The 26,444-nt window shown below is 32.0% G+C and carries 23 protein-coding genes; 15 read left to right on the top strand and 8 right to left on the bottom strand.

What is annotated here, in order from left to right:
• Window positions 1-126: 126 nt before the first annotated feature.
• Both LPB87_RS13905 and LPB87_RS13900 read left to right on the top strand, forming a co-directional pair.
• Entirely contained in the window at window positions 127-1,407 is a 1,281-nt protein-coding gene (locus LPB87_RS13905; RefSeq protein WP_230728286.1) for an acetyl-CoA C-acetyltransferase, read from the top strand.
• A gap of 5 nt (window positions 1,408-1,412) precedes the next feature.
• The gene (locus tag LPB87_RS13900) at window positions 1,413-1,868 is read left to right on the top strand and encodes a DoxX family protein (protein ID WP_230728285.1); all 456 of its coding nucleotides are present in this window, start codon (window positions 1,413-1,415) and stop codon (window positions 1,866-1,868) included.
• A 1-nt stretch (window position 1,869) separates the two neighbouring features.
• Here the strand turns inward: LPB87_RS13900 and LPB87_RS13895 are convergent, their stop codons facing one another.
• Window positions 1,870-2,784, bottom strand: coding sequence for an EamA family transporter (locus LPB87_RS13895; protein ID WP_129538737.1), 915 nt, complete (start codon window positions 2,782-2,784; stop codon window positions 1,870-1,872).
• 107 nt (window positions 2,785-2,891) lie between these two features.
• On the opposite strand from LPB87_RS13895, the gene LPB87_RS13890 reads away from it, so the two are divergent.
• The 3 genes from LPB87_RS13890 to LPB87_RS13880 all read left to right on the top strand — a co-directional run bounded on the left by LPB87_RS13890 (window position 2,892) and on the right by LPB87_RS13880 (window position 5,556).
• Entirely contained in the window at window positions 2,892-4,313 is a 1,422-nt protein-coding gene (locus LPB87_RS13890) for a PLP-dependent aminotransferase family protein (RefSeq protein WP_129538738.1), read from the top strand.
• A gap of 122 nt (window positions 4,314-4,435) precedes the next feature.
• Window positions 4,436-5,017 carry a TetR/AcrR family transcriptional regulator gene (locus tag LPB87_RS13885; RefSeq protein WP_230728284.1) on the top strand — a complete coding sequence of 194 codons (582 nt, stop codon included), beginning with the start codon at window positions 4,436-4,438 and terminating at the stop codon, window positions 5,015-5,017.
• 53 nt (window positions 5,018-5,070) lie between these two features.
• Entirely contained in the window at window positions 5,071-5,556 is a 486-nt protein-coding gene (locus LPB87_RS13880; RefSeq protein WP_129538740.1) for an acyl-CoA thioesterase, read from the top strand.
• A 184-nt stretch (window positions 5,557-5,740) separates the two neighbouring features.
• Here LPB87_RS13880 and LPB87_RS13875 read toward each other — a convergent pair whose 3' ends face one another.
• From LPB87_RS13875 to LPB87_RS13865, 3 genes are all read right to left on the bottom strand, one after another.
• A complete protein-coding gene (locus LPB87_RS13875) occupies window positions 5,741-7,999 on the bottom strand; it encodes an acyl-CoA dehydrogenase (RefSeq protein WP_230728283.1) in 2,259 nt (752 codons plus the stop codon).
• A 230-nt stretch (window positions 8,000-8,229) separates the two neighbouring features.
• Window positions 8,230-9,018, bottom strand: coding sequence for an SDR family oxidoreductase (locus LPB87_RS13870; RefSeq protein WP_230728282.1), 789 nt, complete (start codon window positions 9,016-9,018; stop codon window positions 8,230-8,232).
• Between the two features lie 60 nt (window positions 9,019-9,078).
• The gene (locus tag LPB87_RS13865; protein ID WP_230728281.1) at window positions 9,079-9,651 is read right to left on the bottom strand and encodes a Crp/Fnr family transcriptional regulator; all 573 of its coding nucleotides are present in this window, start codon (window positions 9,649-9,651) and stop codon (window positions 9,079-9,081) included.
• Window positions 9,652-9,847: 196 nt separating this feature from the next.
• Here LPB87_RS13865 and LPB87_RS13860 point away from each other — a divergent pair, with 196 nt between their 5' ends.
• The gene (locus tag LPB87_RS13860) at window positions 9,848-10,078 is read left to right on the top strand and encodes a DUF4287 domain-containing protein (RefSeq protein ID WP_129538743.1); all 231 of its coding nucleotides are present in this window, start codon (window positions 9,848-9,850) and stop codon (window positions 10,076-10,078) included.
• An 83-nt stretch (window positions 10,079-10,161) separates the two neighbouring features.
• Window positions 10,162-10,611, top strand: a complete 450-nt coding sequence (locus tag LPB87_RS13855) for a GNAT family N-acetyltransferase (protein WP_129538744.1) — start codon at window positions 10,162-10,164, stop codon at window positions 10,609-10,611.
• Between the two features lie 131 nt (window positions 10,612-10,742).
• On the opposite strand, the gene LPB87_RS13850 is transcribed toward LPB87_RS13855, so the two are convergent.
• The 3 genes from LPB87_RS13850 to LPB87_RS13840 all read right to left on the bottom strand — a co-directional run bounded on the left by LPB87_RS13850 (window position 10,743) and on the right by LPB87_RS13840 (window position 16,504).
• Window positions 10,743-12,209, bottom strand: coding sequence for a DUF1254 domain-containing protein (locus tag LPB87_RS13850; RefSeq protein WP_230728280.1), 1,467 nt, complete (start codon window positions 12,207-12,209; stop codon window positions 10,743-10,745).
• 310 nt (window positions 12,210-12,519) lie between these two features.
• Window positions 12,520-14,736: a glycoside hydrolase family 3 C-terminal domain-containing protein gene (locus LPB87_RS13845; protein ID WP_230728279.1), complete on the bottom strand. Its 2,217-nt coding sequence runs from the start codon at window positions 14,734-14,736 to the stop codon at window positions 12,520-12,522.
• A gap of 220 nt (window positions 14,737-14,956) precedes the next feature.
• The gene (locus LPB87_RS13840; RefSeq protein ID WP_347349794.1) at window positions 14,957-16,504 is read right to left on the bottom strand and encodes a DUF6377 domain-containing protein; all 1,548 of its coding nucleotides are present in this window, start codon (window positions 16,502-16,504) and stop codon (window positions 14,957-14,959) included.
• 345 nt (window positions 16,505-16,849) lie between these two features.
• On the opposite strand from LPB87_RS13840, the gene LPB87_RS13835 reads away from it, so the two are divergent.
• The 7 genes from LPB87_RS13835 (at window position 16,850) to LPB87_RS13805 (ending at window position 24,579) form a co-directional block, all read left to right on the top strand.
• Window positions 16,850-17,527 (top strand): response regulator transcription factor, encoded by a 678-nt coding sequence (locus tag LPB87_RS13835; RefSeq protein WP_230728277.1) that lies wholly within the window; start codon window positions 16,850-16,852, stop codon window positions 17,525-17,527.
• Entirely contained in the window at window positions 17,520-18,782 is a 1,263-nt protein-coding gene (locus LPB87_RS13830) for a HAMP domain-containing sensor histidine kinase (RefSeq protein WP_230728276.1), read from the top strand. Before LPB87_RS13835 ends, LPB87_RS13830 begins: the two co-directional genes overlap by 8 nt.
• 70 nt (window positions 18,783-18,852) lie before the next feature.
• Window positions 18,853-19,281 (top strand): PepSY-like domain-containing protein, encoded by a 429-nt coding sequence (locus tag LPB87_RS13825; protein ID WP_129538750.1) that lies wholly within the window; start codon window positions 18,853-18,855, stop codon window positions 19,279-19,281.
• A gap of 169 nt (window positions 19,282-19,450) precedes the next feature.
• Complete coding sequence (locus LPB87_RS13820) at window positions 19,451-21,865, top strand: outer membrane beta-barrel family protein (protein ID WP_230728275.1); 2,415 nt, start codon at window positions 19,451-19,453, stop codon at window positions 21,863-21,865.
• Window positions 21,866-21,874: 9 nt separating this feature from the next.
• The gene (locus LPB87_RS13815; protein WP_230728274.1) at window positions 21,875-22,618 is read left to right on the top strand and encodes a hypothetical protein; all 744 of its coding nucleotides are present in this window, start codon (window positions 21,875-21,877) and stop codon (window positions 22,616-22,618) included.
• 92 nt (window positions 22,619-22,710) lie between these two features.
• Entirely contained in the window at window positions 22,711-23,592 is an 882-nt protein-coding gene (locus LPB87_RS13810) for a diacylglycerol kinase family protein (protein ID WP_230728273.1), read from the top strand.
• A gap of 156 nt (window positions 23,593-23,748) precedes the next feature.
• The gene (locus tag LPB87_RS13805) at window positions 23,749-24,579 is read left to right on the top strand and encodes an AraC family transcriptional regulator (protein WP_230728272.1); all 831 of its coding nucleotides are present in this window, start codon (window positions 23,749-23,751) and stop codon (window positions 24,577-24,579) included.
• 285 nt (window positions 24,580-24,864) lie between these two features.
• Here LPB87_RS13805 and LPB87_RS13800 read toward each other — a convergent pair whose 3' ends face one another.
• Window positions 24,865-25,623 (bottom strand): phosphatase PAP2 family protein, encoded by a 759-nt coding sequence (locus LPB87_RS13800; protein ID WP_230728271.1) that lies wholly within the window; start codon window positions 25,621-25,623, stop codon window positions 24,865-24,867.
• A gap of 264 nt (window positions 25,624-25,887) precedes the next feature.
• Between LPB87_RS13800 and LPB87_RS13795 the strand changes: the two genes are divergently transcribed.
• Window positions 25,888-26,433: a DUF2199 domain-containing protein gene (locus LPB87_RS13795; RefSeq protein ID WP_230728270.1), complete on the top strand. Its 546-nt coding sequence runs from the start codon at window positions 25,888-25,890 to the stop codon at window positions 26,431-26,433.
• The last annotated feature ends 11 nt before the right edge of the window (window positions 26,434-26,444 follow it).

Raw genomic sequence — 26,444 nt, 5'->3', positions numbered from 1 at the left:
TTTAAATATAAAACGCAAGGCTTATTTTTTTATAGATAACTCAATACATTTAAATCTAAATCATTAAATTTATTATTCTAAAGTGAAACTTTAATAGTAATCTTTTCATGCAAATAAAATTCTGATATGAGTGATAGTGATAAAATAAGAAAAGTAGCAATAGTAGGATACAACAGAATTCCTTTTGCGAGAGCAAATACCGCATACGCAAAAGTAGGAAATCAAGATATGATGGTTGCTGCTCTTAACGGACTCATAGAAAAACATAAACTGCAAGGAAAACTACTCGGTGAAGTTGCAGGAGGTGCAGTGATAAAACATACTTACGATAGCAATCTTATAAGAGAATGTGTCATGAAAACGTCATTAGATCCAGCTACTCCTGCTTGCGACTTACAACAAGCCTGTGACACAGGAATAGAGAGTGCAATATATATTGCTAATAAAATTGCTCTCGGACAAATCGAGTCTGGAATTGCCGGAGGAGTTGACTCTATTAGTGACATACCAATTGCAGTAAGCGAAAATTTAAGAAAAATAATACTCAATGCCAGAAAAGAAAAAACCTTGGGAGGTAAAATAAAACAGTTTTTTAAACTACGTCCTAAAGATTTCACACCACTAGTTCCTCAAAATCAAGAATCTCAAACTGGACTTTCTATGGGAGGTCATACTGAAATTACAGCCAAATATTACAAAATATCCCGAGAAGATCAAGATAATTTAGCCCTACAAAGTCATTTAAATATGGCAAAAGCATATGACGAAGGTTTCTTTAATGATATGATTACCCCTTTTCAAGGTCTTGATAAAGACAATAATTTAAGGAGAGATAGTACACTCGAAAAACTGGCAAAGCTTCCTCCTGCATTTGATAAAATCAATGGTACGCTCACAGCGGGAAACTCTACTCCCCTTACCGATGGCGCCTCTTGCATTCTTTTGGCTAGTGAGCAATGGGCAAAAGAAAATAACTTTCCTATTCTTGCTTACATTACTTTTGCAGAAGTTGCCGCTATCGAATATGTAAAAAATCAACAGAATCTTCTATTAGCTCCCCTGTTTGCAGCAAGCAGGATGCTTGATAAAGCAGGGCTAACACTACAAGATTTTGACTATTACGAAATTCACGAAGCCTTTGCCGCTCAGGTTTTAGCCACACTAAAAATTTGGGAAAGTTCTGATCTCAGTAAAGAATTGGGGTTAAAGAAAAGTCTTGGAGCAATCGACAGAAACAAACTTAACGTAAAAGGAAGCAGTCTGGCAGCAGCACATCCTTTTGCCGCTACTGGCGGAAGAATAATTGGAGTTATGGCAAAATTACTCAACGAAAAGGGTTCTGGAAGAGGTTTCATATCAATTTGCGCAGCCGGAGGACAAGGAATCACAATGATTATCGAAAAATAAAACAAATGAAAAACACACAACAGTTGGCACAAATATTCCTAAGATTGGCTTTAGGAATTGGTTTTATATTACCTGTAATGGACAGATTTGGTATGCTGGGGGAAGCAGGAGAACCCAACGTAGGATGGGGAAATTGGACCAATTTTGTTGATTATACAAATTCCTTAATGCCTTACCTCAACCATACTATGGCTAATGTCATGGGTATAATTGCAACATTAGCAGAGATACTATTTGGTGTATTATTAATTATAGGTTTTAAAACTAAATTTTCCGCTTATGGAAGTTTTATATTAACATTATCATTTGCTTTAAGCATGTTCATTTTTGCAGGATACAGAGCGCCATTTAATTATTCTGTATTTACTGCAAGTGCAGCTTCTTTACTGTTGGCTACAATTCCTTTTTACAATTGGAGTGTCGACAAATTACTATCTAAAATGAAATTGATCGTTTTATAAATCAACTACATTTCGTTACTTGAATTGCCTTCTGTTTGTTTTTAAAAAGATGATGCGAATTAAAAACAAGTACTGAGATAAAAATAATACTGTATGATAAAATCTGTAATGGTCCACTTTGTTCATGATATACAAAAGTTGCTAACCCAAAAGCGATCATTGGATTAATGTTCAGTAACATCCCAACTGTAGATGAATTAAGCCCTGTAAGAGCAAATAAATTCAGCAACAATGGGAAAATAGTAAAACCAAGTGCAATTATTTCGATACAGAAATAGAATTTAAATTCTGTAGGAACAGGTCCGCTATAAGCAGGGAAAAACGGCAATAAAAATAATGCCGATAAAGTTATATGAAAAGTAAGCACTATAAATTTATCAAAACCAACATTAACTCTTTGGCTAACCAAATAACAAGCATAAGTTAAACCTATAATTATACTAAAAAACATATCCATAATATTAGCATAAGACAAAAGCAAACAGCCTGTAATACTCAACCCTACTGATATCCATTGCGTTTTAGACAGTTTTTCATGCAGAATAAAATATGCCAATAAGGTCGTCAAGATCGGACAAACTAAATAAGCAAGTGATGTTGCTTTAACACTCACATGATTCATCACATATATAAAAGTAAACCAATTGGCAGTTAAAAAAACGCTTCCCCCAATGTTCAATAAAATAGTTCTACGTTTTTTTTCCACAGACAAAGCTTTAAAAGCAACAACAGCTTCTTTAAATCTTTTTCTTTTAAAAAGAAACGTTATTAGTAGTAATAATATGCTACAGCTAAAAACACGATAAAACAAAATATCCAACGAAGCATAGGAATGTATTGGTTTTAATACCAAACTAAAAAAACCCCAGATTGTATACGCAGTAATGGCTGCCAAGTAATATTTTGTGTTCTTCATGGAGAATTTTTTGTTTACCTTTTGTGACACTGCAAATTTCTAGAAAATAAAATAGCAATACAGATACAGTTTTGTTAAATTGCAGCATAACAGTTATCATTTTTAAAATGAAAAATTCCAACTACTTATATCTACAATTTGCTGACCGAATTGAAAAACAAATAAAATCAGGTCTTTTTAATGTTGGAGATAAACTTCCTTCAATACGAGAAGTATGTGCCGAAACTGGATACAGTATGAGTACAGTAAGCAAAGCATATTACGAGATGGAGAGTCGTTCACTTATAGAATCCAGACCACAATCTGGTTATTATGTAAGTAATATTTCATCACGAACGATAGCTGAGCCTTCACCCAGTAGTCCTATAATTAGCAGTGCCAATATTGAACGTGAAGACTTAATTGATCTTGTTTATGGCAGTATGATGGATAAAAATGTGACTATGCTTTCTTTGGGTTTCCCATCCAATGAACTTCTTCCTATTACCAAATTGAACAAAGGAATGATACAAGCAGTGCGACAGTCTCCTAATAGTGGTACTTGCTACGATGAAGTGCAAGGAAATCTAAATTTGAGAAAAGAAATTGCCAGATGGTCTTTTACTTGGGGAGGTACATTAACCGAAGACGATGTAATTACTACATCTGGTTGTATAGGTGCTATATCCCATTGTTTAATGACATTGACTAAACCTGGTGACACAATTATCACAGAAAGCCCTGTATATTTTGGGATTTTACAACTGGCAAAATCATTGGGGCTATATATAATGGAATTACCTACCAACATGACCACAGGAATAGAGCTTGATGCGCTAAAAAAAGCACTTGCAACCAAGAAGATTACTCTTTGTTTATTAATAAGTAATTTTAGTAACCCATCAGGAAGCATGATGCCTGTGGAGCACAAAAAAGAAGTCGTTCGGTTAATGGAACATTACAATATACCGCTTATTGAAGATGATATTTATGGTGATATGTATTTTGGAACTAGCAGACCAACTAATTGTAAAACCTACGACGAAAGTGGTATTGTGCTTTGTTGTAACTCAGTATCTAAATCACTAGCTCCTGGTTATCGTGTGGGCTGGGTTTCGCCTGGAAAATTTAAAAAAGAAATCTTACACACCAAACTTTATCACACTGTCTCTTCTACCACTATAACGCATGAAGTAGTTGCTGATTTCCTCAAAAATGGCAGATACGAAAATCACCTTCGAAAAATACGTCAAATTTTGCATCACAACAGTATTAATTATATCAATACCATACTGGAATCTTTTCCAGCAGGAACCAAGGTGAGTCAACCTCAAGGAGGATTTTTTCTTTGGCTTGAATTGGATAAAAAAATAGATACAGCCGTTTTTTATCATCTAGCAATGAAACATAATATTAGCATAGCCCCAGGCCGTATATTTTCATTTCAAGATCAGTTTTCTAATTGCATGCGCTTAAGTTTTGGATTACCATGGAGCAATGAATTAAGACAATCAATACAAACATTAGGCATGTTAATTGCTAAAATGTAATTCTAAAAAAGTATATTTAAAACTTCGAAATCTCGATTTAAAATAAAACATTCCTCCTTCATACCGATTGGTATTTGTTTATTATATTTGTACTGTAATTTATTCAAAAATCGAACAGAGCTATGAATACATCTGAATTTATATTAGATAAAGTTGCCCCAATTTTTAATAAACAAGGCTATATTGGTACGAGTTTATCAGATATTACAAATGCAACTGGACTTACCAAAGGAGCTATTTATTGTAATTTTTCGAATAAAGAAGATTTAGCTTTAAAAGCGTTTCAACTCAATATCAGCATAGCTATACTACCGCTCTTTAAACTAATTGCTACCAAGGAAGGTAGTATAAACAAACTCCACACAATAACAAATTACCAACGCAGTTATTATAATCTGGTTAAAGACAGAGGCGGTTGTCCGATGCTTAGGGTTGGTGTGGATACAAAATTTGTTAATCCGTTACTGTTTGAAGCCGCTGAAAAACTTTCTCAAAAATTTATTAATGGTCTAATAGATATACTGAAAAAAGGGATTGAGTTTAATGAAATAAAATCAGACATTGATGTAAATAAATACGCCCAGATAATTTTATCACTAATTGAAGGTAGCTCACTTCTAGCTTTCACTCACAATGACGAAACCTACATAACCAATGCAATGGATTGCATTGATAACATGATAATAGAAACTATAAAAAAGTAAAAAAAATTTAACTCACTAAATACCAATTGGTATGCAGTGTAATTTAACGAACAATGGAAAAAGTATTAAAAACAAAAAGAAAAATCAGATTTCAGGATTGTGACCCATTCAATCATTTAAACAATGCAAAATATTTGGAATACTTCATTAACACTCGTGAAGATCAAATTGCAGAGCATTATGGTTTGGATATATTTAAACTTATGAAAACATCAGCCTTAAGTTGGGTTGTTGCTTCAAACCAAATAAGCTATATGAGACCAGCATCTACCATGGAAACTGTTCTAATAGATTCTCAATTAATTCAATATACTGATAATGTGCTATTGGTAGAGATGAAAATGTGGAATGAAGATGAAACGGAACTAAAAGCTGTACTATGGATTAAGTTTATTCATTATAGTTTTCAAACTAAAAAAGTAGCAAATCACGCCGATGATTTAATGCAATTATTTCAGGCTGTAGTTGTTCCTGTTGAGCAAACTATTTTTGAGAATCGTTATATGGAAATCATTAAAAAGCTAAAAGAAACAGCTTAAGTGTTTTGAAACATTATCTTTTTTTAACCATTAAGAGATTAAGAAATTTAAGTTCTTATTCTTAATCTCTTAATGGTTTATTTTTTAAAACTTTTGCTTTGTGGAGTTACATTAGATAACAAGGTGAGCTAAAAATTGTTTAATCTTCATGTCAACATTCACAAACAAAATCAACAATTAATGACTACCTCAATATTGGTGCTGCGAGGCAACTTTCGGGAATATCAAATGCATTGACCAACGAAACTGCATCGGGTCTGATATCCCAGCAAAGCTGATTAACCATTTTACGAATCGCCTTTGTTTTAACAGCTTCCATATATCCATCTTCAAGATACCATCCTTTATTTTTTTCTATTTGAGCAAGAGCATACAAGTGACATAATTTTGATAAAATCTCTTTAACGTTTACATCTTTAACTGACTCTATTGCAAGTTGAAACTGTTCTAAAACGATTCGTTCCAAATAGGCTTGAGCCACATCAATCATTTGGTGTTGCACCACATTAAATGCATCGTAAGGCTCCAATCCGCTATCAATAAGTTTTTTTATACGCTTAGCCGCTGATGCCAATGTTGTTTTTTCTCGGTACTGAAATGCTAATAAATGAAACTCATTATCAAGCAAATGCACATCGTCTGTTTTACGAGTTGCAATTGGGTTTTTCTCAGAAATAACTGTTTTTGCATTTTCATAAACATAATTAATAATTCCCATTGTTCCCATTTCTCCAAACGATTTTCTAAATTCGGATAAACGATTTTTAGCTACCAATTGCATTAATACAGTATTATCCCCTTCAAAAGTGGTATAAATTTCGGTGTCATTTTTTAACGCATCGATTCTATTTTCAGACAAATATCCTTTGCCCCCACAGGCTTCACGGCATTCTTGTAAAATATCTCTCGTACTCCATGTTGAATAGGATTTCATTCCTGCAGCAAGTGCTTCGATTTCCTGCATTTCTGATTCTTTCTTATTCAGGAAACGATTGGTAAGATATTGCAAAGCAAAATGAACTGCATACGTTTTTGCCAGCTGTGGAATCAATCTGCGTTGGTGCATACGATAATTTAAAATAGGAACTTCTGAACCACCTTCAGGTCCAAATTGTCTGCGTTGATCGCTATATCTAATCGTGATTGCCAGTCCTGATTTAGCTGCAGCCAATGCGGAGCGCGGAATCCCTATTCGTCCTCCAACCAATGTTCCAAGCATGGTAAAAAATCGTCGGTTATCACTTGGTATTGGGCTTTCGAATTCCCCTTTTTCGTTGACAGAAGCAAATCTATCTAACATATTCTCTTTTGGGATAACCACATTGTCAAAGCTAATTGTTCCGTTATCTACTCCGTTTAACCCCATTTTATGCCCACAATCTCCAATAGTAACACCATTTATAGTATTGCCAGCTGTATCTCTTAAAGGCACAATAAATGCGTTTACACCATAATCAACATCATTAATGAACAATTTTGCAAACACAGTTGCCATCTGCCCGTGTACTGCCGCATTACCAATATATTCCTTTTGTGCAGTTGCGTTTGGTGTATGAATGGTAAATGTCTGGTTATTGTGATTGTAAGTTGCAGTAGTTTCAAGTCCCTTAACATTCGATCCATGATGCGTTTCGGTCATAGCAAAACATCCTGGTAGCTTAAGCGAACCTATATCTTTTAGGTATTTGCTATAATGTTTTTCTGTACCCAACGATTGCACACTCATTCCCCAAAGTCCGAATTGTACACCAAACTTGATTACCAAACTTAGATCATGGTAACTTAGCGTTTCCATAATGGCAAAATAATCGGCTATATTTTCTCCTCCACCATATTGCTTCGGATAGGCCATATTACCAAGGTTTTCCTTAGCAAGGATTTTACACCATTCATATACTTTTGCACGATAAACAGTAGTATCTGTAGAAGTTTCATAAGCAAATTCAGGTTTGCTTATCACCGTTTTTACTCTTTTTATAATTGAAGCTTGTTCTCCATCCAAAATCTCAGTAAGTATTTTGGTATCAAAACTACTCTCGGTTTTATAATTTGAAGTAAATGAAGTCGCTGTTTTTTTAAAAGCTCCTATAGCTTCTTCACCAAATACACCAAGATCATTTTCTAGTTTTGTAAAAACAGGTTCTAATTCTTTTAGACTTTTATCATCTCCTGAAAGAGCTAAAACTATATCAAATATAGATTTAACAGACTGTTTATCCTGAATACTTTTCTCGATATCTATCTTCCATTTTGTAAGCTGTTCTCTAGATGGAGGTGTTGAAATATCAATTTTTGAAAGTAACTCTTCCTGTTCTTCTTTGGAAAGCCAATTTTGCGAACGAATGAATTCTTGCAAGGTAACGAACTCTTTTTGTGTTAAAAGGTCATCTGACCAAACAAGATAAAAAAGTGGTATAAAGGATTTGAGTCTTGAATTTTCCATAGTAAGCTTATTTTTTAACTTTTGTTAAATTAATGAATTTTACCAACTAAAGTGCGTTAAGAATCTCACAATTGTTTATTTCATAGAAAACTATTTGAGATAAATAAGGTTCTGAGGTTCAAAGCTAAAAAGCTTCGTGGAACTTAGAATTTATTGGGGAAGCTATGTGGAATAACTGTCTCATATCATTATAAGTGAGAAAAATTAAGATGTTTTTCTCTTTTACCTCTTTAGCTATTTACTTTTCCATTCATCATTTTACTTACTATATCAATCATTGTTTTTCTTGGTAATACTCTTGGTAAAAATGATTGTAAATAATTTGCAGTACCTACAATCTTAAAGCTTTTATTTTTTAATAATGCTGAAATTCCTTGTTTAGCAACTGTCTCTGGAGTGTCTGCGGCCATACCTTTAGTATTTGCTTTTGCAACCGATTGGAAACCTGTGGCAGTATTCCCTGGACATAGTGCTGTAATGGTAATACTATGCTTAGAATATTCTCCTTGTAATGCTTCTGAAAAATCTAATACAAATGATTTACTTGCACAATATACTGCAACATATGGGCATGGCTGTAATGCGCCGGTTGAAGCTACATTTATTATTCCACAATCCCCTTTTTTCAGCATATCTGGTAATACCAGATGGCATAATTTGACTAATGCATTAACATTTATTTCGATCATGTCTTCATAATCTTCTATACTTTCGTCTAGAAAATTTACCCATTTACCAAATCCTGCATTGTTCACCAGCAAGTCAACAGACAATTCAGCTTGTTTTATCTGATTGTATAATTTTTTTGGCGTTTCTTTTTGCAAAAGATCTCCTGTAAGCACTGTTACTCTTACATTATACTCTTTAGTAATTTTTCGAGCTATGACTTGCAGTTTATCTTCAGATCGAGCTGTTAATATTAAATTTGTTCCTTGTTTTGCTAGTTCATAAGCAAATGCTTCTCCAATACCAGAGGATGCCCCAGTAATAAATGCCGTTTTGTTTTTTATCGTTTTCATTTCTTTAATTATTTCTGACACAAAATTCAGTAATAACCAAAGCAATCTACTTGATCTATGTTAGGAAATTATTTGTTTACGAATTCGACTCAAACTTTCGGGTTTGATTCCTATAAACGACGCTATATATTGAAGTGGGACATTTTGTATCATAGCAGGATTATCGTTCAGGATTTTAAGATAGCGTTTTTCAGCTGATAACGCAATGATATCATTTGTACGCTGCTCATTATAAATTAAAGATTTTTCATAAATAATTCTGGCAAAATCTGCCCACTTTTGGCTTTTATGGCATAATGTATCCAAATCGTTTTTGGTAATTCGCAACACTTCACATGCAGTAAGACATTCAATATTATCTACCGCAGGAATACCTGTTACAAAACTATTAAAAGAGGTAATGAATCCAGAAGGACAATTAATATGCGTAGTCATCTGATCGCCATTTTTATTATAAAAAGCCCTGATAAACCCCGAATTAATAAAATATAAATATTGAGCTATCTTGTTTTCTTTTTCCAAAATTTCTCCTTTACCGCAACTTACTGGCTCAAAAAAACGTTCAACCAAGATTGCATCCGAATCATCAATGGTAATAATCTCCGCGACAAGCTCTAGTAGTTTTGTATACATTATATCTTTATTCTTTTGGTAAATTACTGTAAAGCTACAAACTCTTTCTGAGTTAAGAGGTAATTCAATTAGAGTGAATTAGTAATTTTAAAAATGAAAAAATATTCTTTTAGATAAACTAAAGAATATAAAAATCTATATTTTTATAGTTGTTTTCTGAAATAAAATTTAATATTAACCAATAAACCAACATTTTATGTCATTTCAAGGATACTTAAAAACAATTAAAGAAAAAACAGCTAATGGTCCAGCTGAATTTAGAACTTTGGCAGAGCAAAAAGGTTTTACATTAAATGGGAAACTTAAACCTGAAATAAAAGCTGGCGATATTACAAACTGGCTTAAAGAAGATTTTGATTTAGGACAAGGGCACGCAATGGCGATTTATGCACTGCTCAAAGGAATCAAGGACGAAAATAGTCTATAAGGTTCTGAAGTTCAAAGCTAATAACTTTGCTAAATGTAATTTTCTTTGCCAAATAACCAAAATACAATAAATTTAAAATTAAGATGAGAATAATTTCGGTAAGGGAAAATCCCGAATATAAAGATAAGGCAATACATTATTTTCAAGATAGCTGGCCAGAAGTACCTGCAGTTATTTATGAAGATTGTATTACACATAGTATTAATGCTAAAGATTCATTGCCTCAGTGGTATATATTAGAAAAGGATAATACTATTATTGGCTGCGCGGGTCTTATTACAAATGACTTTATTAGCCGAATGGATTTATATCCTTGGGTATGCGCCATTTTTATAGATGAAAAACACAGAGGAAATTCATATGGCTCCTTATTAATTGAAAAAGCAAAACAAGATTCAAAAAAAGCAGGATTTAATAACTTACATCTATGCACTGATCATGTCGGTTTTTATGAGAAATATGGTTTTAATTATATAGGACAAGGGCATCATCCTTGGGGAGAAGAATCTAGAATTTATCAGATAAGCTTATAAGTTATTACTGCTAAATTCTTCTTTTTAAAACTTTGCAAAATGCTTTTAAGCTATTAAAAAACAGAGACACTACCATTCATCTATTTTGAATTTAGTGTCTCTTTTGTCTTTTGAAATATTTTATACTAAAGTTATTCTGATACAGCTACTGTAACCGGTACTGATTCAGTTACTGGAGCTATTGGAACTGTTTTTTTTATTGAAGGTATGATCCATTTTCCTTTTAACATTTGTTCTTTTGGAGAATATACTCGCAATACTATATTAAATTCTCCAGATGATACTGGCAGCCAATTATTTTCTCTGATTTTTCCGGGATATGATCTTTGAAAATAAATATCTATCGAACCATCGGCATTTCTAATTAATGAATCACGATTACCTATTGTAAAACGGTTCATAGGATTGGCAACAAATGCTCCTTTAGCATCATAGGCTGTTAATGACCAAAAGGCATTTGCTAATGGAATTTCATCCTGATTAAAATGAATCGTATATTTATTGGATCCAATTAATTTATCACCTCCCTCATCGACCATACAAGAAGAATTAATTATATCTTGAGGAAGATTAATTTCTAATCCTTTATAGGAAATCATTGCTCTGTGCTTATAATCAGTTCCAAATGCTCCTAATTTTAAATCTATTGGAGTCCATCCGTTCTCTAGTTTTGGAGGCATTGTTGTCTCTTTATTAAGTGCTCCTAGCATTTTATCTGGAAGTGCCCTTACTACTGATTGCACTGAACTATTAAAGCCACTTAAGTTGAATTTACTTCCAGGTTTAATTCCAATTGTAGCAAACATTTTTACCGTTTCAGCATCTTTGTCGCTTGGCGGATTATTAGCCATTAACTGATTTACATAATTAAAAAACTCTCCAATAGGTATTTTAGAAACAATTTCACTTGGCGAACCTTTTGGAACCGATGAATCAATTTTACCTTTTGGAGCAACATAATCTGTAGCCCAACCACTCAAAGGAATTAATTTATATTGTCGTTGCAGCTTATACACTTTTAGTCCATCAACATAACTATTCATTTGAATTTGGTTAATAATACGTACCATATTGGTAGGAGACTTAATTTCTTGCATTCCTATCGGAACTGGCTCAGTAGATTTTGGTCCTGTAATTAAGAAATTTGCTGCTCCTGTTCCTGTAGTTCTTTTATTTAATGAGGAAAAAATATTGGTATACGCATCTTGCATAGAAAGCTGATAATACCTTCCATATGTATCAGGAACTGAAAGCACTATAGGTTCTTTGCTTAAATCTAGCCAAGCTGATGAATAATAAGTATCGGCATTAAGTCGTGTACCATTTTTAAGAGTAGCATCGGGAAACGTTGATTTATGAATAAACTGGTTCATAGGTGCTACCATACTCCCCGCCTCTTCCGCATTAGTTGATTGTCTGCGGGCAATATCCATTAATACTAATGGTAAACCATACAAATAAGCCATTTCGGCTGTTTTTATAATCGTACTATCATCGTTTACAATAGCTGCTTTTTTTTCAGTAGTCGCTTCTTTTTGATCCTTTTTGCAACCTGTGAATAAGCAAATTACAAAAATCATTAGCATAAAGTTCTTCATGTTTTTTGAATTTAAATGTAAAGCAGTGATACTTTACGATTAATAAATATTTTAAGAACAATCAATTAGACTCTTTTATATTATGTATTTCTCCCTACTATTAAGCTCTTACACCTTATAACTAATCCTACTTTATAACTTTAATCTATCTAAACACTTGAAGTTTGTTTCTATTAAAAAAACCAAAAATGGTATAGTAAATTTAAGCAAAAAAATCCCGATTACCACAAAAGGTAATCGGGATTATGCAAACTAACTAACCAACCATTGAAGCACTAATTATAAAGCTTCAAAAGCATCTTTTGTGAAACTATTTTAAAGTAAACTTCACTTTTGTTTTAATATCTGTAGAAGAAGCTCCAATTAACGCTTCGAAGTCACCTGGTTCAGCAACCCAGTCATGCTTAACAGGATCGAAAAAGCTTAAAGCTGCTTTATCAACTGTAATTGAAACTGTTTTTTCTTCTCCTGCTTTTAGATTTACTTTCTCAAATCCTTTCAGTTCTTTGATTGGACGTGGTAAAGATGATTTTAAATCACTTATGTACAACTGAACTGTTTCTGAACCATCTTTAGTTCCTGTATTTTTAACTTTTACTGTAAATGTAATTTTATCAGCGACAGTTATCGTTTTTGCATCAGCAGTAACTTTTCCATATTGGAAAGTAGTATAACTTAATCCGTGTCCAAAACTAAACAATGGTTTTACTTTTTGCTTATCTGCCCAACGGTATCCTACAAAAATACTTTCGTTGTATGTTACTTCTTCTTTTCCTGGAAATTCTCCCAAAGCATGTGCTCCGTTATCTTTTAATTTAACTGGGAAAGTAAATGGCAATTTTCCTGAAGGGTTAGCATCTCCAACTAAAACTGAAGCCAATGCATTACCTGTTTCTGATCCTAAAAACCATCCTTGTACAATTCCAGGTACTTCATTTACCCATGGCATTGCTACTGCATTTCCTGAGATATTGATGAATACTAGGTTTTTATTTACTTTAAGTAATTCAGTTATAATTTTATCTTGATTGTATGGAAGCTCTAATCCTAAACGGTCAACACCTTCAGCATCTTGATAATTACTTTTGTTCAATCCACCTACAAACAATACGATATCAGCTTTTTTAGCAACATCAATAGCTTCTGCCAATAATTGGTCTGCTGGACGTTTCTCTGACAAATCTTGTCCTGAAACAACTCCGTTGTAATTCCCCTCAGCATCACCTACATATCCACGAGCATAGATAACTTCAGCTTGTGTTCCCACTCTTTTCTTTAAACCATCTAATGGTGAAATTTCATATTTAGCTTTTAATGAAGAACTACCTCCACCTACTGTCATCATCTTTATTGCATTCTCTCCAATAACAGCAATTTTCTTCGTTTTGTTAAGATTAATTGGCAGTATATTATTTTTGTTCTGCAATAAAACGATTCCTTCTTCGGCAATTTTGCGACCAGCAAGACCATGTTCTTCTGTTCCAAACGAACCATATGGTCTGTTTTTATCCATTGTAGTAAGGAAAGCTAATCGAAGGATGTTACGTATTTTTTGATCTAATTCTTTAGTTCCTACTTCTCCTGATTTAATTAAATCTAGATAAGGTTTTGCTAAATAATAATTTTGATAAGCATTGCTTGTTCCTGCAGATAAACCATTTGTCCATGTTCCAAACTCCATGTCTAAACCATTTGTAATTGCTTGACGTGTGTTACTTACTCCTCCCCAATCGGCAACAACAGCTCCTTTAAATCCCCATTCTCCACGAAGAATATCATTTAACAAAAACTCATTATGGCAATTAGGCTGTCCTTTATATTTATTATAAGACCCCATTATAGTCCAAGCATCTCCTTCTTGAACAGCTGCTTTAAATGCCGGCAAATAGATCTCATACAAAGCACGATCATCTACATTTACATTTACAGTATGACGGTTTGTTTCTTGATTATTCAATGCAAAATGTTTTACACAAGCTGCAACACCGTTCTGCTGTACGCCTTTAATATAAGGCACTACCATTTTTGAAGCCAAAAACGGATCTTCTCCCATATATTCAAAGTTACGTCCGTTAAGTGGCGATCTATAAATATTTACACCCGGTCCTAACAAAACTGTTTTATTACGGTAACGTGCTTCCTCACCTATAGATTTACCATATAATGAAGACAATTCTTTGTTCCAAGTTGCTGCTAAAGCAGTAAGAGCTGGAAAAGCAATACAAGAGTCATTTGTCCATCCGGCCTGATCCCATTCATCCCATAAAACTTCTGAACGAATACCGTGAGGTCCGTCTGTCATCCAGAATTCAGGAATACCTAAACGTGGTACTCCAGGCGAACTAAATTTTGATTGCGCATGAACCATTGCCACTTTTTCTTCTAGTGTCATTCTCGCAAGTGCATCTTCTACACGTTCTTGAATTGGCTTTTTATCATCTAGATAAACTGGTACTTTATTTTGTGCATTCATTCCGAATGTACCTAATAAGAGCAAAACAACAACTGCTTTAATGTTTCTAAACATAACTACTTATTTATTAATAATTTATTTTAATATAATGACAAAACTTAAATCTTACTTAATCTTAAATTAAGATTCATGTAATTACATTGTAAAACTAAAACGATATAGTATAATTAGAAAGCGCTATTAAAGAAAAGTAGCTACAAAAAAACATAATTAACTAAAGAATAAATAGTTAACTATTTTTATATGATAAAAAAAGTAGTAGAATTAAAATAAATTAGTGCGTTTTAACAGCAATTGATCCTATTTTAACAACCATTTCTTCAAAATCATTACGAGAAACTGCCGCTTTATTTCTCGCTCTTGTACGGTAATTATAAATAGTACTCAAAGAGTAACGAAGGAAAGCAGCAATTTTTACACTGTCATTAATACCAAGTCGTATTAAAGCAAAAATTCGCAGTTCTGTATTTAACAATTCTCCTTGCTTAAGTACAATTTGTTCTTCGGTAATAAGCAACGAGTTAAAGTCTTTCACGAAAGTTGGATACAGATTTAAAAAAATCGTATCAAAGTTTTTATATAATTCTTCTAGCTCATTATCTACCAAAGTATTTGATTTTAAAATCTTATACAATTCATCAAATTGTTTGGCTGTTGCTTTCTTATTTAAAGTAATACGATAGGTTTCGAGCTTATTGATATATGTAGAACAAAGACTAAAGAAATGGGCAATATATTCCTCTTTAATATGATTGGAATCAGATAATTGAGCATTTCGTTCCTGTAGCTGATTATTTGTTTTACTGATGTCTGCATTTAATTTTACCAGTTCTTCGCTTGTTTTAGAAAGTTCTTCCTTTATTCTGGAAACTCTCTTCATCTGTTTGTAAACATAAATCACTGCCAAAACGAGGAATACTGATAGCACACTTATCAATATCAAATACAATTGCAATTGACTTTTGCTTTTGGCTTCTTTATCTAGATAAGCAGTATTGATAATCGAAAATACTTCAGACATTTGAAGTGTACGGAATTGTACATTACAAAAAATAGCGTCTTCGATAGCTGATTTTGTCAATTTATAAGCAGTATCTACATCTCCCAATTCGTAATAAACCAAAGCTAATTCCTGAATTGAAGCATTGTCTTTTATTGAGTTTTTTAAATCAGCAGTTGCAGATATAGCGAAATACGTTTTTTTTAATTCTAAATTCTCTTTCTTTTTATTAATGCTTCCCAAAAGGTAGCCAATCATAGCATATTGCGGGTTGTCATCCTTTGTTTCTTTTAGCAATTGAATCAGGTCTTTCTCGGTTCTACCAATTTGCCCCTCTGAAATATTCTTTTCGGCAAGATTGATTTTATACTTCAGCGATTGAGGATTTAATATTGCTAACAGTGAATCACGATATTTTACAACTTGCTCAACATACATCGGATTGTAACTATTAGTCGAATAATGCGAGAAAAACTCACGATATGCTTCGTAGTAATCTGGAAGTAATTTCGGTGATAGGAGCTTTTTATTTATACTTTTTAAGATTTCTTCAGACTCACGGTATCTCCCTGATGAGGAATAAAGATTTGCTAATTGTAATTGGGCTGTTTCTACTAAATCTTTTTTATGTAACTCATAAGCAATCTTCAGATTCTTCTTGACATACAAAATTGCCGAATCTGATTTGAATTTTTGGTATTCTTTATATAACGTTTGGTTATAATTATACTCTTGATAATCGGATAAATCCGTAGATTTTATTTTCTTAAAATTAGCAATTCGTTCTTCTTTTATGGCATCGTATTTCTGTTTGTTTTTCAAAGCTAAATTCAATTTTACAAAAACAGAATCAGCGCTGTTATCCGCAGAAACAGAATGGCAAACAATAACCAGAAAAAAAAACAATAGAGTATTTTTCAAAACCGTTTTCAATATAAAAATTACGATAGCCAAAGATAGTAAAGTGCAACAAAAGAAATAATTTTTTATACTATTAAACCCTTTAGTAAAAAGGTACCTCAAATCATATTTTTTCTAAAAAACAGATAGTCTTTAATAAACTAATATCATATATTTCAAAGTATTTGGTAAGAGTCAATCCAAATTTTAATATTTAAAATCAATAAAATTCAGAATTCATTCAGAATTGAATTAGTAAATTGCGTTATGAAAATTTTGATAATAGAAGACGAATTAGAAATAGCTGCAAGTATAAAAAGTTATTTCAAGCCCAATGGGATTCATTGTGAGACCTCTGGATCTTACAAAGACGCTCTGGACAAAATTAATCTTTATGATTATGATTGTGTATTATTAGATTTAATGCTTCCCGATGGTGATGGATTTGATATACTAAAAGAATTAAAAAAAAGAAATAAAACTGAAGGGGTTATTATTATTTCTGCCAAAGAAACACTAGATACCCGAATTGAAGGATTCAATCTAGGTGCTGATGATTATTTAACAAAACCCTTTCATTTATCTGAATTATTAGTACGAATCCAAGCACTTATACGCCGTAAAAATTTTAAAGGAAATAATACTGTTATCTTTAATGAAATTGTTATCGATATCTTATCTAAAACAGTCACTGTAAACAATACAAAACTAGACATCACAAAAAAAGAAATAGACTTATTACTGTTTTTAATAGGCAATGAAAACAAAGTACTCTCAAAGGGAGCTATTGCCGAACATCTTTCGGGGGATATGGCTGATATGCTGGATAATCACGATTTTGTTTATGCACATATAAAAAACCTAAAAAAGAAGCTAAACAATGCTAAAAGTGGTGATTATATAAAAACGATTTATGGTTTAGGATACAAATGGGATAATGAATAAAAAACTTTTAAATAAAACGACTGCCAGTTTTTTGTTATTTTCAGTTTTGATACTGTTAATATCAGTTCCTGCTTTTTACTACATCACAGAACGGTTATACATTGAGGAAACTGATGAAACACTCTCTTTACACAGAGATGAATTCTTAAAAGAAGAATTACCTAAAATGAACAGCAATGATATCTCATTGTGGAATAAATACAATCGAAATGTTCAGATTATTCCGTCTCATATTGTTACTAAAGACACCATTTTTGATAAGATTTATTTTGATGAACTCGAAAATGAAAATGAACCTTACAGAGAACTTAATTCTCCAATAGAAATAAATGGGCAACCTTACACCTACGTTGGAAGAATTAATTTGATAGAAAAGGAAGATTTAATTGTAAGTATTGCGTTATTGTTTTTAGTAGTTATTATTATTTTACTTTTAGGCATATTGCTAATTACTAAAGTTTTATCCAAAAAACTTTGGGCTCCTTTTTATGATACGCTAAATCAGATTCAGGGATTTGAAATAGATAAAAACAATAAGCCAAAATTTATGCATACTGATGTTGAAGAGTTTAACGGACTTAACAAAAGTTTGGATCGCCTTATCGAAAAAAATACCGACATTTATAACAATCAGAGAGAATTTGTCGAAAACGCAGCTCATGAATTACAAACACCATTGGCACTTTTTCAAACAAAAATAGATACCCTCTTTCAGCTTGACGTAACAAAAGAGCAATCGGAAGTTTTAAGTTCCCTAAATAAAGATGTTTCTCGATTAAATAGATTAAATAAAAACCTTTTGTTATTATCTAAAATTGAAAATGAAAATTATCTAGACAAACAGCCCATCGTTATAAATGAGTATCTAAAAAAACATCTTGACTTTTTTACTGAGCAGGCAAAGGCTAAGAACCTCAACATTGTTATAGAATATGCAGAAAAACTAAAAATAGAAGGCAACCCCTCACTAACAGAAGTGCTTATTAATAATTTGTTTCTCAATGCTATTAGACACAATATCAAAAATGGGGAAATCAGTATTATAATTACTAGTGAATCTATTACGTTTTTAAATACGGGTCAGGAAACATCATTGATTGTAGATAAATTATTTAATCGTTTTTCTAAATCTAATCCATCTTCGCAAGGAAACGGCTTGGGAATGGCAATCATAAAAAAAATTACCGAGATAAGTCATTGGAAAATAGACTATGCATTTGAGAATAATTTACACCGTTTTACCGTCAAATTCTAAAAATTCAAACTTCCTACAGAATTCTATTCTAATTTTGAACTGTAGATTTATTAATAGAAACTAATAATACATGAAAACATCAATAATAGCACTATTCGCAATATTAATTTCAACTTTTGCAATGGCTCAGGACTTAACTCCAAAAGAGGTTCCTGGAATTGTAAAATCAACTTTTTTAATAAAATTTCCAGATGCTACCAATCCAAAGTGGGAGAAAGAAAATGACAACTATGAAGTTACCTTTACCTATGATAAGGAAGTACAATCGGCTATACTAGATAGTTCTGGAAACCTTATTCAAACAGAAGTTAAAATAACCAAAGAACAATTACCTAATAGCATTTTACCATACGTTAAAGTGAATTATCGTCGTAAAAAAATTAGAGAAGTTGCTAAAATCACAGATGTTAATGGTAAAGTTTTTTTTGAAGTAGAAATCTATAAAAAAGATTTAATATTCGATCATAAAGGAAATTTTGTCAAAGAAATAGCCAAATAAACTATCGTGACTTTCATCTTAGATAGGTATCAAAATTACTAATACTGATACATTTAATCTAAATACATTTTTAATAACTGAATTTATAAATGCTATATAGGACACTCACCTATATCTAGCACAGGAATCTTTTTGCCTATTTTTTTGGCAAGCAAATCTCTAAATATCTATGAAAGCAAACATATTTTTGTTGCTTACTTTGGCTTTATTACTAGTTTCAAAGACAACAGCACAAACCAAATCGGTCACTATTTCGGGAATCATAAAGGACAAGAACTTAAAAACATCAATTCCTTATGTCAATATTATTTTAAAATCATCCAAGAATCAAGCATTTGTTGCAGGAGTAGTTAGCAACGAAGAGGGGCGTTTTACATTTTCGAACATCAACTCTGGAAATTACATACTGGAAACTAGCTTCGTAGGATATAAAACCAAAACACAGGCATTATTTGTAGGCTCGTTATCAGAATTTTTGGTTGTACCAAATATCGAACTTGAAGAAGATATTAATACACTAAATGAAGTACTAATAACTGCCTCTAAAACAGCCGAAATAAGCGCCAAAATGGATAAAAAGGTATTTTCTGTTGCTGATAATATTACCCAAAGCGGTGGTTCGGTATTACAGTCTATGCAAAGTCTCCCTGGTGTTACAGTTCAAGACGGAAAAGTTCAATTGCGAGGTAACGATAAAGTAATGGTTCTTATAGATGGGAAACAAACTGCATTAACTGGTTTCGGTAATCAATCGGGCTTGGATAATATTCCTGCATCAGCAATTGAAAAAATAGAAATCATAAACAATCCTTCTTCTAAATTTGATGCCAATGGTAATGCTGGTATTATTAATATTATCTATAAGAAAAACAAACAAGAAGGTTTTAACGGAAAAATAGGCATCGCATCTGGATATGGTGCTTTGTGGCGGCGCAAAACTAATTTACCGACTATACGCCCTCAATATGAAGTTACTCCTAAAATAAATCCTTCGCTTTCTTTAAATTACCGAAAGAATAAAATAAATACCTATTTACAAGCTGATTATTTATATACTGAAACTTTAAATAAAAACGAATTTATTACCCGAACTTACAATGATGGCGCTATTGTAAACCAGCAAACCAAAAGAAATCGCGACACTCATTTTACAACCATTAAAACAGGTGTTGATTGGAATTACAATGACCAAAATACATTTGCTATATCTGGCATGTTTGGAAGCGAAAAAATCATTGATAATGGGGATCAGCCGTTCTTTAATAAGGATTATTCGCAACGCTTACGCTTATGGCAATTTCTAGAAGATGAATTAAAAACAACCGCAATGCTATCGGTATCTTACCAACATAAATTTAAAGAAGCTGGGCATAAATTAAATGCTGGAATTAATTATACCTACCACAGAGAAGACGAAAAGTATTTCTTTGATAACATTATGCCAACTTTTACAGGAAAAGATTCTTTTAAACTACTTTCTGATGAAAAAGTTATCGATATAAATGTCGATTATATACAGCCTTTAAAATACGGCCGTTTTGAAACTGGTTTAAAATTCCGAAATAGAGAAATCCCTACCAATATGCAATTTTTCCCTGGTATAAATTCTCCGCTAGATCCTAATGCTGGTGGCTGGGCAACATACAAAGAAATTATTCCTGCATTGTACGGAAACTATATATTTGAAAATAACAAAATTGAAGCTGAAGTTGGTCTTCGCGTAGAATATGTGAAATTACAATACGATGTAAATCCTAATCATCCTACATATAAAAGTGATGGTTATGATTATACACAGCCCTTCCCTAGCCTTCGATTCGGATATAAAATTAATGACAAAAATAAATTAACTGCTTTTTATAATCGCAGAGTCGATAGACCGAGTGAAGTTGATATTCGAATTTTTCCAAAATATGATGATGCCGAAATTATAAAAGTTGGTAACCCTGCACTTAAACCGCAATTCACCACTGCATTTGAGCTTGGTCATAAAGCAACTATTGGCAAAGGCTATTTATTTACATCTCTATATCATCGTTTTGTAAATGGTACAATTAGCCGTATTGCAACGACAGCTCCAAACAGTAATCTTATTTATGCCGTTTTCCAAAATGCAGATAAAAGTTCTTCTACAGGTATAGAAATAGTATATTCTAAAGAAGTTAATTCATGGTACTCTTTTAACATAAATGGAAATGCCTATCAAAATAAAATAGATGCATTTACCGTAACAAATTTATATCCTGTTCCAACAACCTACTTTGGCGAAAAGCAGCAAATTGTTTCTGGAAATGTAAAATGGAACAATACTTTTCAATTTAACAAAACTGTTAGCGGTCAATTATCAGCAGTATATCTCGCTCCTGATGTTATCCCTCAAGGAAGAATAAACTCTCGTTTCTCAATAGATTTAGGAGCAAAAAAATCAATTCAAAAAGGGAAAGGCGAAGTATTTATTAATGCTACTGATATTCTGAATACACTTGTAATTAAGAAAGAAATACAAGGCAATGATTTTAGTTATAATAGTAGAGATTACTACGAAACACAAGTTGTTCGATTTGGATACAGTTATAAATTTTAATAACTAAAGATGAAAAAATTACCCGAAATCACTATCGCATTTTGGATTATGAAAATTTGCGCTACAACATTAGGAGAAACTGCTGGAGATTTAATGTCTATGACTCTAAAAATAGGCTATGGAGCAAGTTCAATCATTCTTTTATTTATATTTATGGCTGTACTTTTAGGGCAATTAATTTCCAAAAAGTATATTCCGCCACTTTATTGGGCAGTAATATTAGCAACTAGTACAGCCGGAACAACTATTTCAGATTTTATGGATCGTACTCTTGGTTTAGGTTATGCCAAAGGATCTGCAATATTAATCATACTCTTGTTAGTAGTTCTTTTTCTTTGGAAAAAAACTGAAAATTCATTAAATGTTACAACTATAAGTAGTTTTCGAGGAGAAATATTTTACTGGACAGCAATCTTATTTTCAAATACTCTAGGAACTGCTTTAGGCGATTTCATCGCTGATGATACAGGGCTAGGTTTTCTTGGCGGAGCTGTTTTAATAGCTACCTTGCTTTTAGTAATAGGTCTGGCATATTATTTTCTTAAAGTCTCACATATTGCATTGTTTTGGTTGGCATTTATCCTAACTCGCCCGTTTGGAGCAACATTTGGAGATCTACTAACGAAACCTATCGAAAAAGGAGGTTTAAATTTGGGGACAATTGGTTCGTCTTTAGTCCTTTTTATTATTCTTTCTAGTTTAATATTTTTTTCTATTTTTAAAAATTCAAAACACAAAATAAATACAATTTGAAATTCAGAATTTGATTTAAAATATTAAGCTATTTTATTGATAAAAAATATTAGATTGCAAACAGTATCTTTACAAAAAAATTAAAAAAACTAATGACATATATCCATTTTATAGTAAACCCAATCTCGGGCAATGGAAAACATAACATATCTGCATCATTCATTCAGAATTATTTCCCAAATAATCAATTTAAAACAGTTGTTGATTATACCAAACATAAAAAACACGCCATCGAATTAACCAAGGCGGCTGTTGCTAATACTCCTGATTATATTGTAGCCTGTGGTGGTGATGGTACTATAAACGAAGTTGCTTCTTGCCTTATTGGTACTTCTATAAAACTAGGAATTATCCCTGTTGGATCTGGAAATGGTTTAGCTTCGAATTTAAATATTCCTAGAAAATTTGAAAAGGCAGTCGAAATTATCCGAAAAGGAGCTACATCTACTATAGATGTGGGTAAAATAAATGATCATTATTTCTTTAGCAATACTGGAATTGGAATCGATGCTTTAATCATAAAGAAATACGAACAATCAGGAAATCGTACGCTTATTGCTTATGTAAAAGCTTCTTTGGCTTCTAGTTTAGAATTTAAAACTCGTGATACCCTGTTGTCTTTTAATAATAAAAAGATAAACGCAAAACCGTTTTTATTATTCATTTCTAATTCTAATGAAATGGGCTATAATATGAGCTTAACGCCAAAAGCTAGTCTTAATGATGGTTGGTTGGATTTAATTATTGTTCCTAAATTATCATTTATCAAAAAGATGGCTTTAGGTTATCATGTATTGCGTAATAGTGTTGAAAAATTTAAAAAAGCAGAACATGCATTGATTCAAAATCTTGATATTGAAGTTCCAGGTGTTACGCAGCTGGATGCTCAAATAGATGGAGAATCACACGTATTAAATACAAATAAAATTAATGTATCGATTATTAAAAATGGACTTACCGTTATTACAGACTAGAGAAAAAATCGTAGCATATTTACTATTCTTACCTAAAGCCTCAATTAATGAGGCTTTTATTTTTTATCCATTTATATAAAATAACTTACATAGGTTTTTTGACTATATTTGAAGCCCAAATCGATTTAAAAACAACTAAATCATTTAATTGTATTTATGGATCTAAAACTTTTTGTTCCCCAAAATAAATTGTTAAAAAATTATATCGATTATTTTTATATTCTCAAAAAATCTCCTGATTCTGAAAACGTACGTTACTATACTTTTCCTTATGTAAATTCTATTGTTTCTATTAATCAATACCCTGAGTTCATATTTGAAAACAACAAGTTAACAGTCGGAAAAAACAGTAATAATCCTTTGCTTGCTACACTAATATGTGGATATACAAAACCTATTGAAATTAATATTCCAGGGTATATTCATGAAATCACCATTAGTTTTAAACCTCTAGGAATAAATGCATTTTTAGAAAAGAACCTGAATTTTTATAACGGAAAATCTTTCTCTTACTTTAATCCTTTTAATGATTTTACTGCATCTATGTCGGAAATCATGAATACTACTTTGGGAGAAGAGAAAATAAAAAAATTAGAACAATACCTCATCAGTAAATTTAAAGGGTTCAGTCACCCTTTTTTAGGTTCTATACTTACAGATATGCAACACACTGAAGGTAATTATACAATTAAGAACCTTGCCGATAAATATAAAATTAGCCGTAAAACATTGTGTAAGCATTTTGAAATACATATTGGAAAAACACCTTCTGAACTTCGAAAAATCATTAGGTTTCGCCAAGCCATGCACCAACAAATAAATGATCGCGCGAAGATTAATTTTTCAGATATTACCTATCAGCTTGATTTCTTTGACCAATCACATCTCATCAAAGATTTTAAATCAATAACAGGTTTTACACCAAAAACGTTCTTCAATAAAATAACCTCTCATGAAGATGGAATTATTAATTGGTTATATATATAATTACGTTAAGGTTACATTTTTACAATTTTAGATAAATTCAACTAGATATTTTTGTTAGATAATTCTCATCTTTTATAATAACAATAAGTATGCTTGTAACATTAATTACGTTCTTGTTTAGAATTATTTTAAATCTGTTTTAGAACGAAAAAATCATTTTAATCAGGTTATTTCCAAAAACGCATACAAATTTAACCTCATAATAGACCAGAAAAACCAGTAGATTGAAAAAATGCAAAAATAGAACCGCGCTATTTTTGCATTATTATTTTAATCTAAAATATTTTAAAATGCCATTGCAAATCCAAATCCGATTTGTTTGCCATTATAAAAAGGTGTGATTACCGAAGAAACATTTTTCTCTCTCTCTCCAAAAATTTTCTTAGTCACATAAGGGCTAATCCAATAAGCAATTTTTGTACTCATTATTCCTATTCCTGCTCCAGCTGCGACATCTGTAAGCCAATGCCTGTCATTAACCATCCTAAAAACGCCTGTTCCTGTTGCAATGGCATAACCTGCAATGCCGTACCATATTGATTTGTCTTTGTATTCTTGATACAGGAATTCGGCCCCAGCAAAAGCTGTTGCAGTATGTCCTGAAGGAAATGAATTATTCGAGCTTCCATCTGGTCTTTCGACTTTGGTAATAGATTTAAGAGCTAATATTGTAGCTGTCATGATTACATATGATGTTCCCAATATTATCGTTCTGTCTTTTAAATTATTCTTTCCTTCAACACCAAATCCATTCAGTGCATACACAGAAGCCGCCGGAGCATATTGCGAAAAATCGTCAATGGTAATTCTCCTATCAATATCCTCTTTTACTTCATCATGAATTTGAGAATTGAAACCTTTTAAATAATCGCTTTCAAGACCAATAAGCCCATAGCCAATTAAAACACCTGGAATAATAAGTTGTTTATAATTGAATTTCAAATTCTGTACCGTATCATTTTTCACAGTTACGGTATCTTTTACAGTATTTTGAGCTTTAAGTGTTATAACGCTCAACAATGAAAATAGAATGATTTTTAGCATTTTTTTAAAGATTATAAATTAATAATACACAAGTGGATAAATAAACAAGCGTAATTTTTCTTCATAACAGCTATTTAAATGTTTTGGGTTTTATAAATTTAATGCTAAATATTAAGTAATACCTATGTTGTATTATACTACAAATTTCATATCCAATTTTGAATTAATTCTGTATTTTGAATAAACCTTCTTATCTTTTTAATTAATATCTTCGCTAGACTAGAATTCCAACTCAATCAATAACAAAACCTAATAGCATACAAATTGAAATTAATTCCTTTTTTAAATACCGAAACAAACAAAACAGCCTATAAATGCGAATGTTGTGATGTAATTTATAATGACCTTCCGCTTTGTTTTGGCTCTGGTTATCCCGAATATTATTTCTCCATTCCTCCTGAAGAAAGAGAACAAAGAATTCAACTTGATGAAAGTTTATGTGTTATCGATGATAAATACTTTTTTCATCGTGGCAGATTAACAATTCCTATTATTAATCATCCCGAAGACTTTGCTTTTGATATTTGGACATCTATTAGTCCTGAGAATTTTGAAACTAGAATAAATTTGTGGGAAGATGAAAACCGCACCAAACAAGAGCCTTATTTTGGCTGGTTACAGACTATGGTTCCTAATTATGGTGAAACGCTAAGCTTAAAAACAATTTCTATCGAACAAGAACTTGGATTTATTCCTGAGATTAAATGTATCGAAGAAAATCATCCGTTAACAATCGACCAGGAAAACGGAATAACATACGAAAGAGCAATAGAAATGGTTGAAAATATATTGAGAGAGTCACATAAATAAAACAACCACAC

Origin of the sequence: Flavobacterium sp. EDS, from assembly GCF_020991525.1 — a bacterium.
GTDB lineage: Bacteria > Bacteroidota > Bacteroidia > Flavobacteriales > Flavobacteriaceae > Flavobacterium.
This window is presented reverse-complemented; position numbering and strand designations above follow the sequence as displayed.

Coding starts and splice junctions, on each gene's coding strand:
- LPB87_RS13905 (WP_230728286.1), top strand. CDS start 127: ATGAGTGATAGTGATAAAATAAGAAAAGTAGCAATAGTAGGATACAAC.
- LPB87_RS13900 (WP_230728285.1), top strand. CDS start 1,413: ATGAAAAACACACAACAGTTGGCACAAATATTCCTAAGATTGGCTTTA.
- LPB87_RS13895 (WP_129538737.1), bottom strand. CDS start 2,784: ATGAAGAACACAAAATATTACTTGGCAGCCATTACTGCGTATACAATC.
- LPB87_RS13890 (WP_129538738.1), top strand. CDS start 2,892: ATGAAAAATTCCAACTACTTATATCTACAATTTGCTGACCGAATTGAA.
- LPB87_RS13885 (WP_230728284.1), top strand. CDS start 4,436: ATGAATACATCTGAATTTATATTAGATAAAGTTGCCCCAATTTTTAAT.
- LPB87_RS13880 (WP_129538740.1), top strand. CDS start 5,071: ATGGAAAAAGTATTAAAAACAAAAAGAAAAATCAGATTTCAGGATTGT.
- LPB87_RS13875 (WP_230728283.1), bottom strand. CDS start 7,999: ATGGAAAATTCAAGACTCAAATCCTTTATACCACTTTTTTATCTTGTT.
- LPB87_RS13870 (WP_230728282.1), bottom strand. CDS start 9,018: ATGAAAACGATAAAAAACAAAACGGCATTTATTACTGGGGCATCCTCT.
- LPB87_RS13865 (WP_230728281.1), bottom strand. CDS start 9,651: ATGTATACAAAACTACTAGAGCTTGTCGCGGAGATTATTACCATTGAT.
- LPB87_RS13860 (WP_129538743.1), top strand. CDS start 9,848: ATGTCATTTCAAGGATACTTAAAAACAATTAAAGAAAAAACAGCTAAT.
- LPB87_RS13855 (WP_129538744.1), top strand. CDS start 10,162: ATGAGAATAATTTCGGTAAGGGAAAATCCCGAATATAAAGATAAGGCA.
- LPB87_RS13850 (WP_230728280.1), bottom strand. CDS start 12,209: ATGAAGAACTTTATGCTAATGATTTTTGTAATTTGCTTATTCACAGGT.
- LPB87_RS13845 (WP_230728279.1), bottom strand. CDS start 14,736: ATGTTTAGAAACATTAAAGCAGTTGTTGTTTTGCTCTTATTAGGTACA.
- LPB87_RS13835 (WP_230728277.1), top strand. CDS start 16,850: ATGAAAATTTTGATAATAGAAGACGAATTAGAAATAGCTGCAAGTATA.
- LPB87_RS13830 (WP_230728276.1), top strand. CDS start 17,520: ATGAATAAAAAACTTTTAAATAAAACGACTGCCAGTTTTTTGTTATTT.
- LPB87_RS13825 (WP_129538750.1), top strand. CDS start 18,853: ATGAAAACATCAATAATAGCACTATTCGCAATATTAATTTCAACTTTT.
- LPB87_RS13820 (WP_230728275.1), top strand. CDS start 19,451: ATGAAAGCAAACATATTTTTGTTGCTTACTTTGGCTTTATTACTAGTT.
- LPB87_RS13815 (WP_230728274.1), top strand. CDS start 21,875: ATGAAAAAATTACCCGAAATCACTATCGCATTTTGGATTATGAAAATT.
- LPB87_RS13810 (WP_230728273.1), top strand. CDS start 22,711: ATGACATATATCCATTTTATAGTAAACCCAATCTCGGGCAATGGAAAA.
- LPB87_RS13805 (WP_230728272.1), top strand. CDS start 23,749: ATGGATCTAAAACTTTTTGTTCCCCAAAATAAATTGTTAAAAAATTAT.
- LPB87_RS13800 (WP_230728271.1), bottom strand. CDS start 25,623: ATGCTAAAAATCATTCTATTTTCATTGTTGAGCGTTATAACACTTAAA.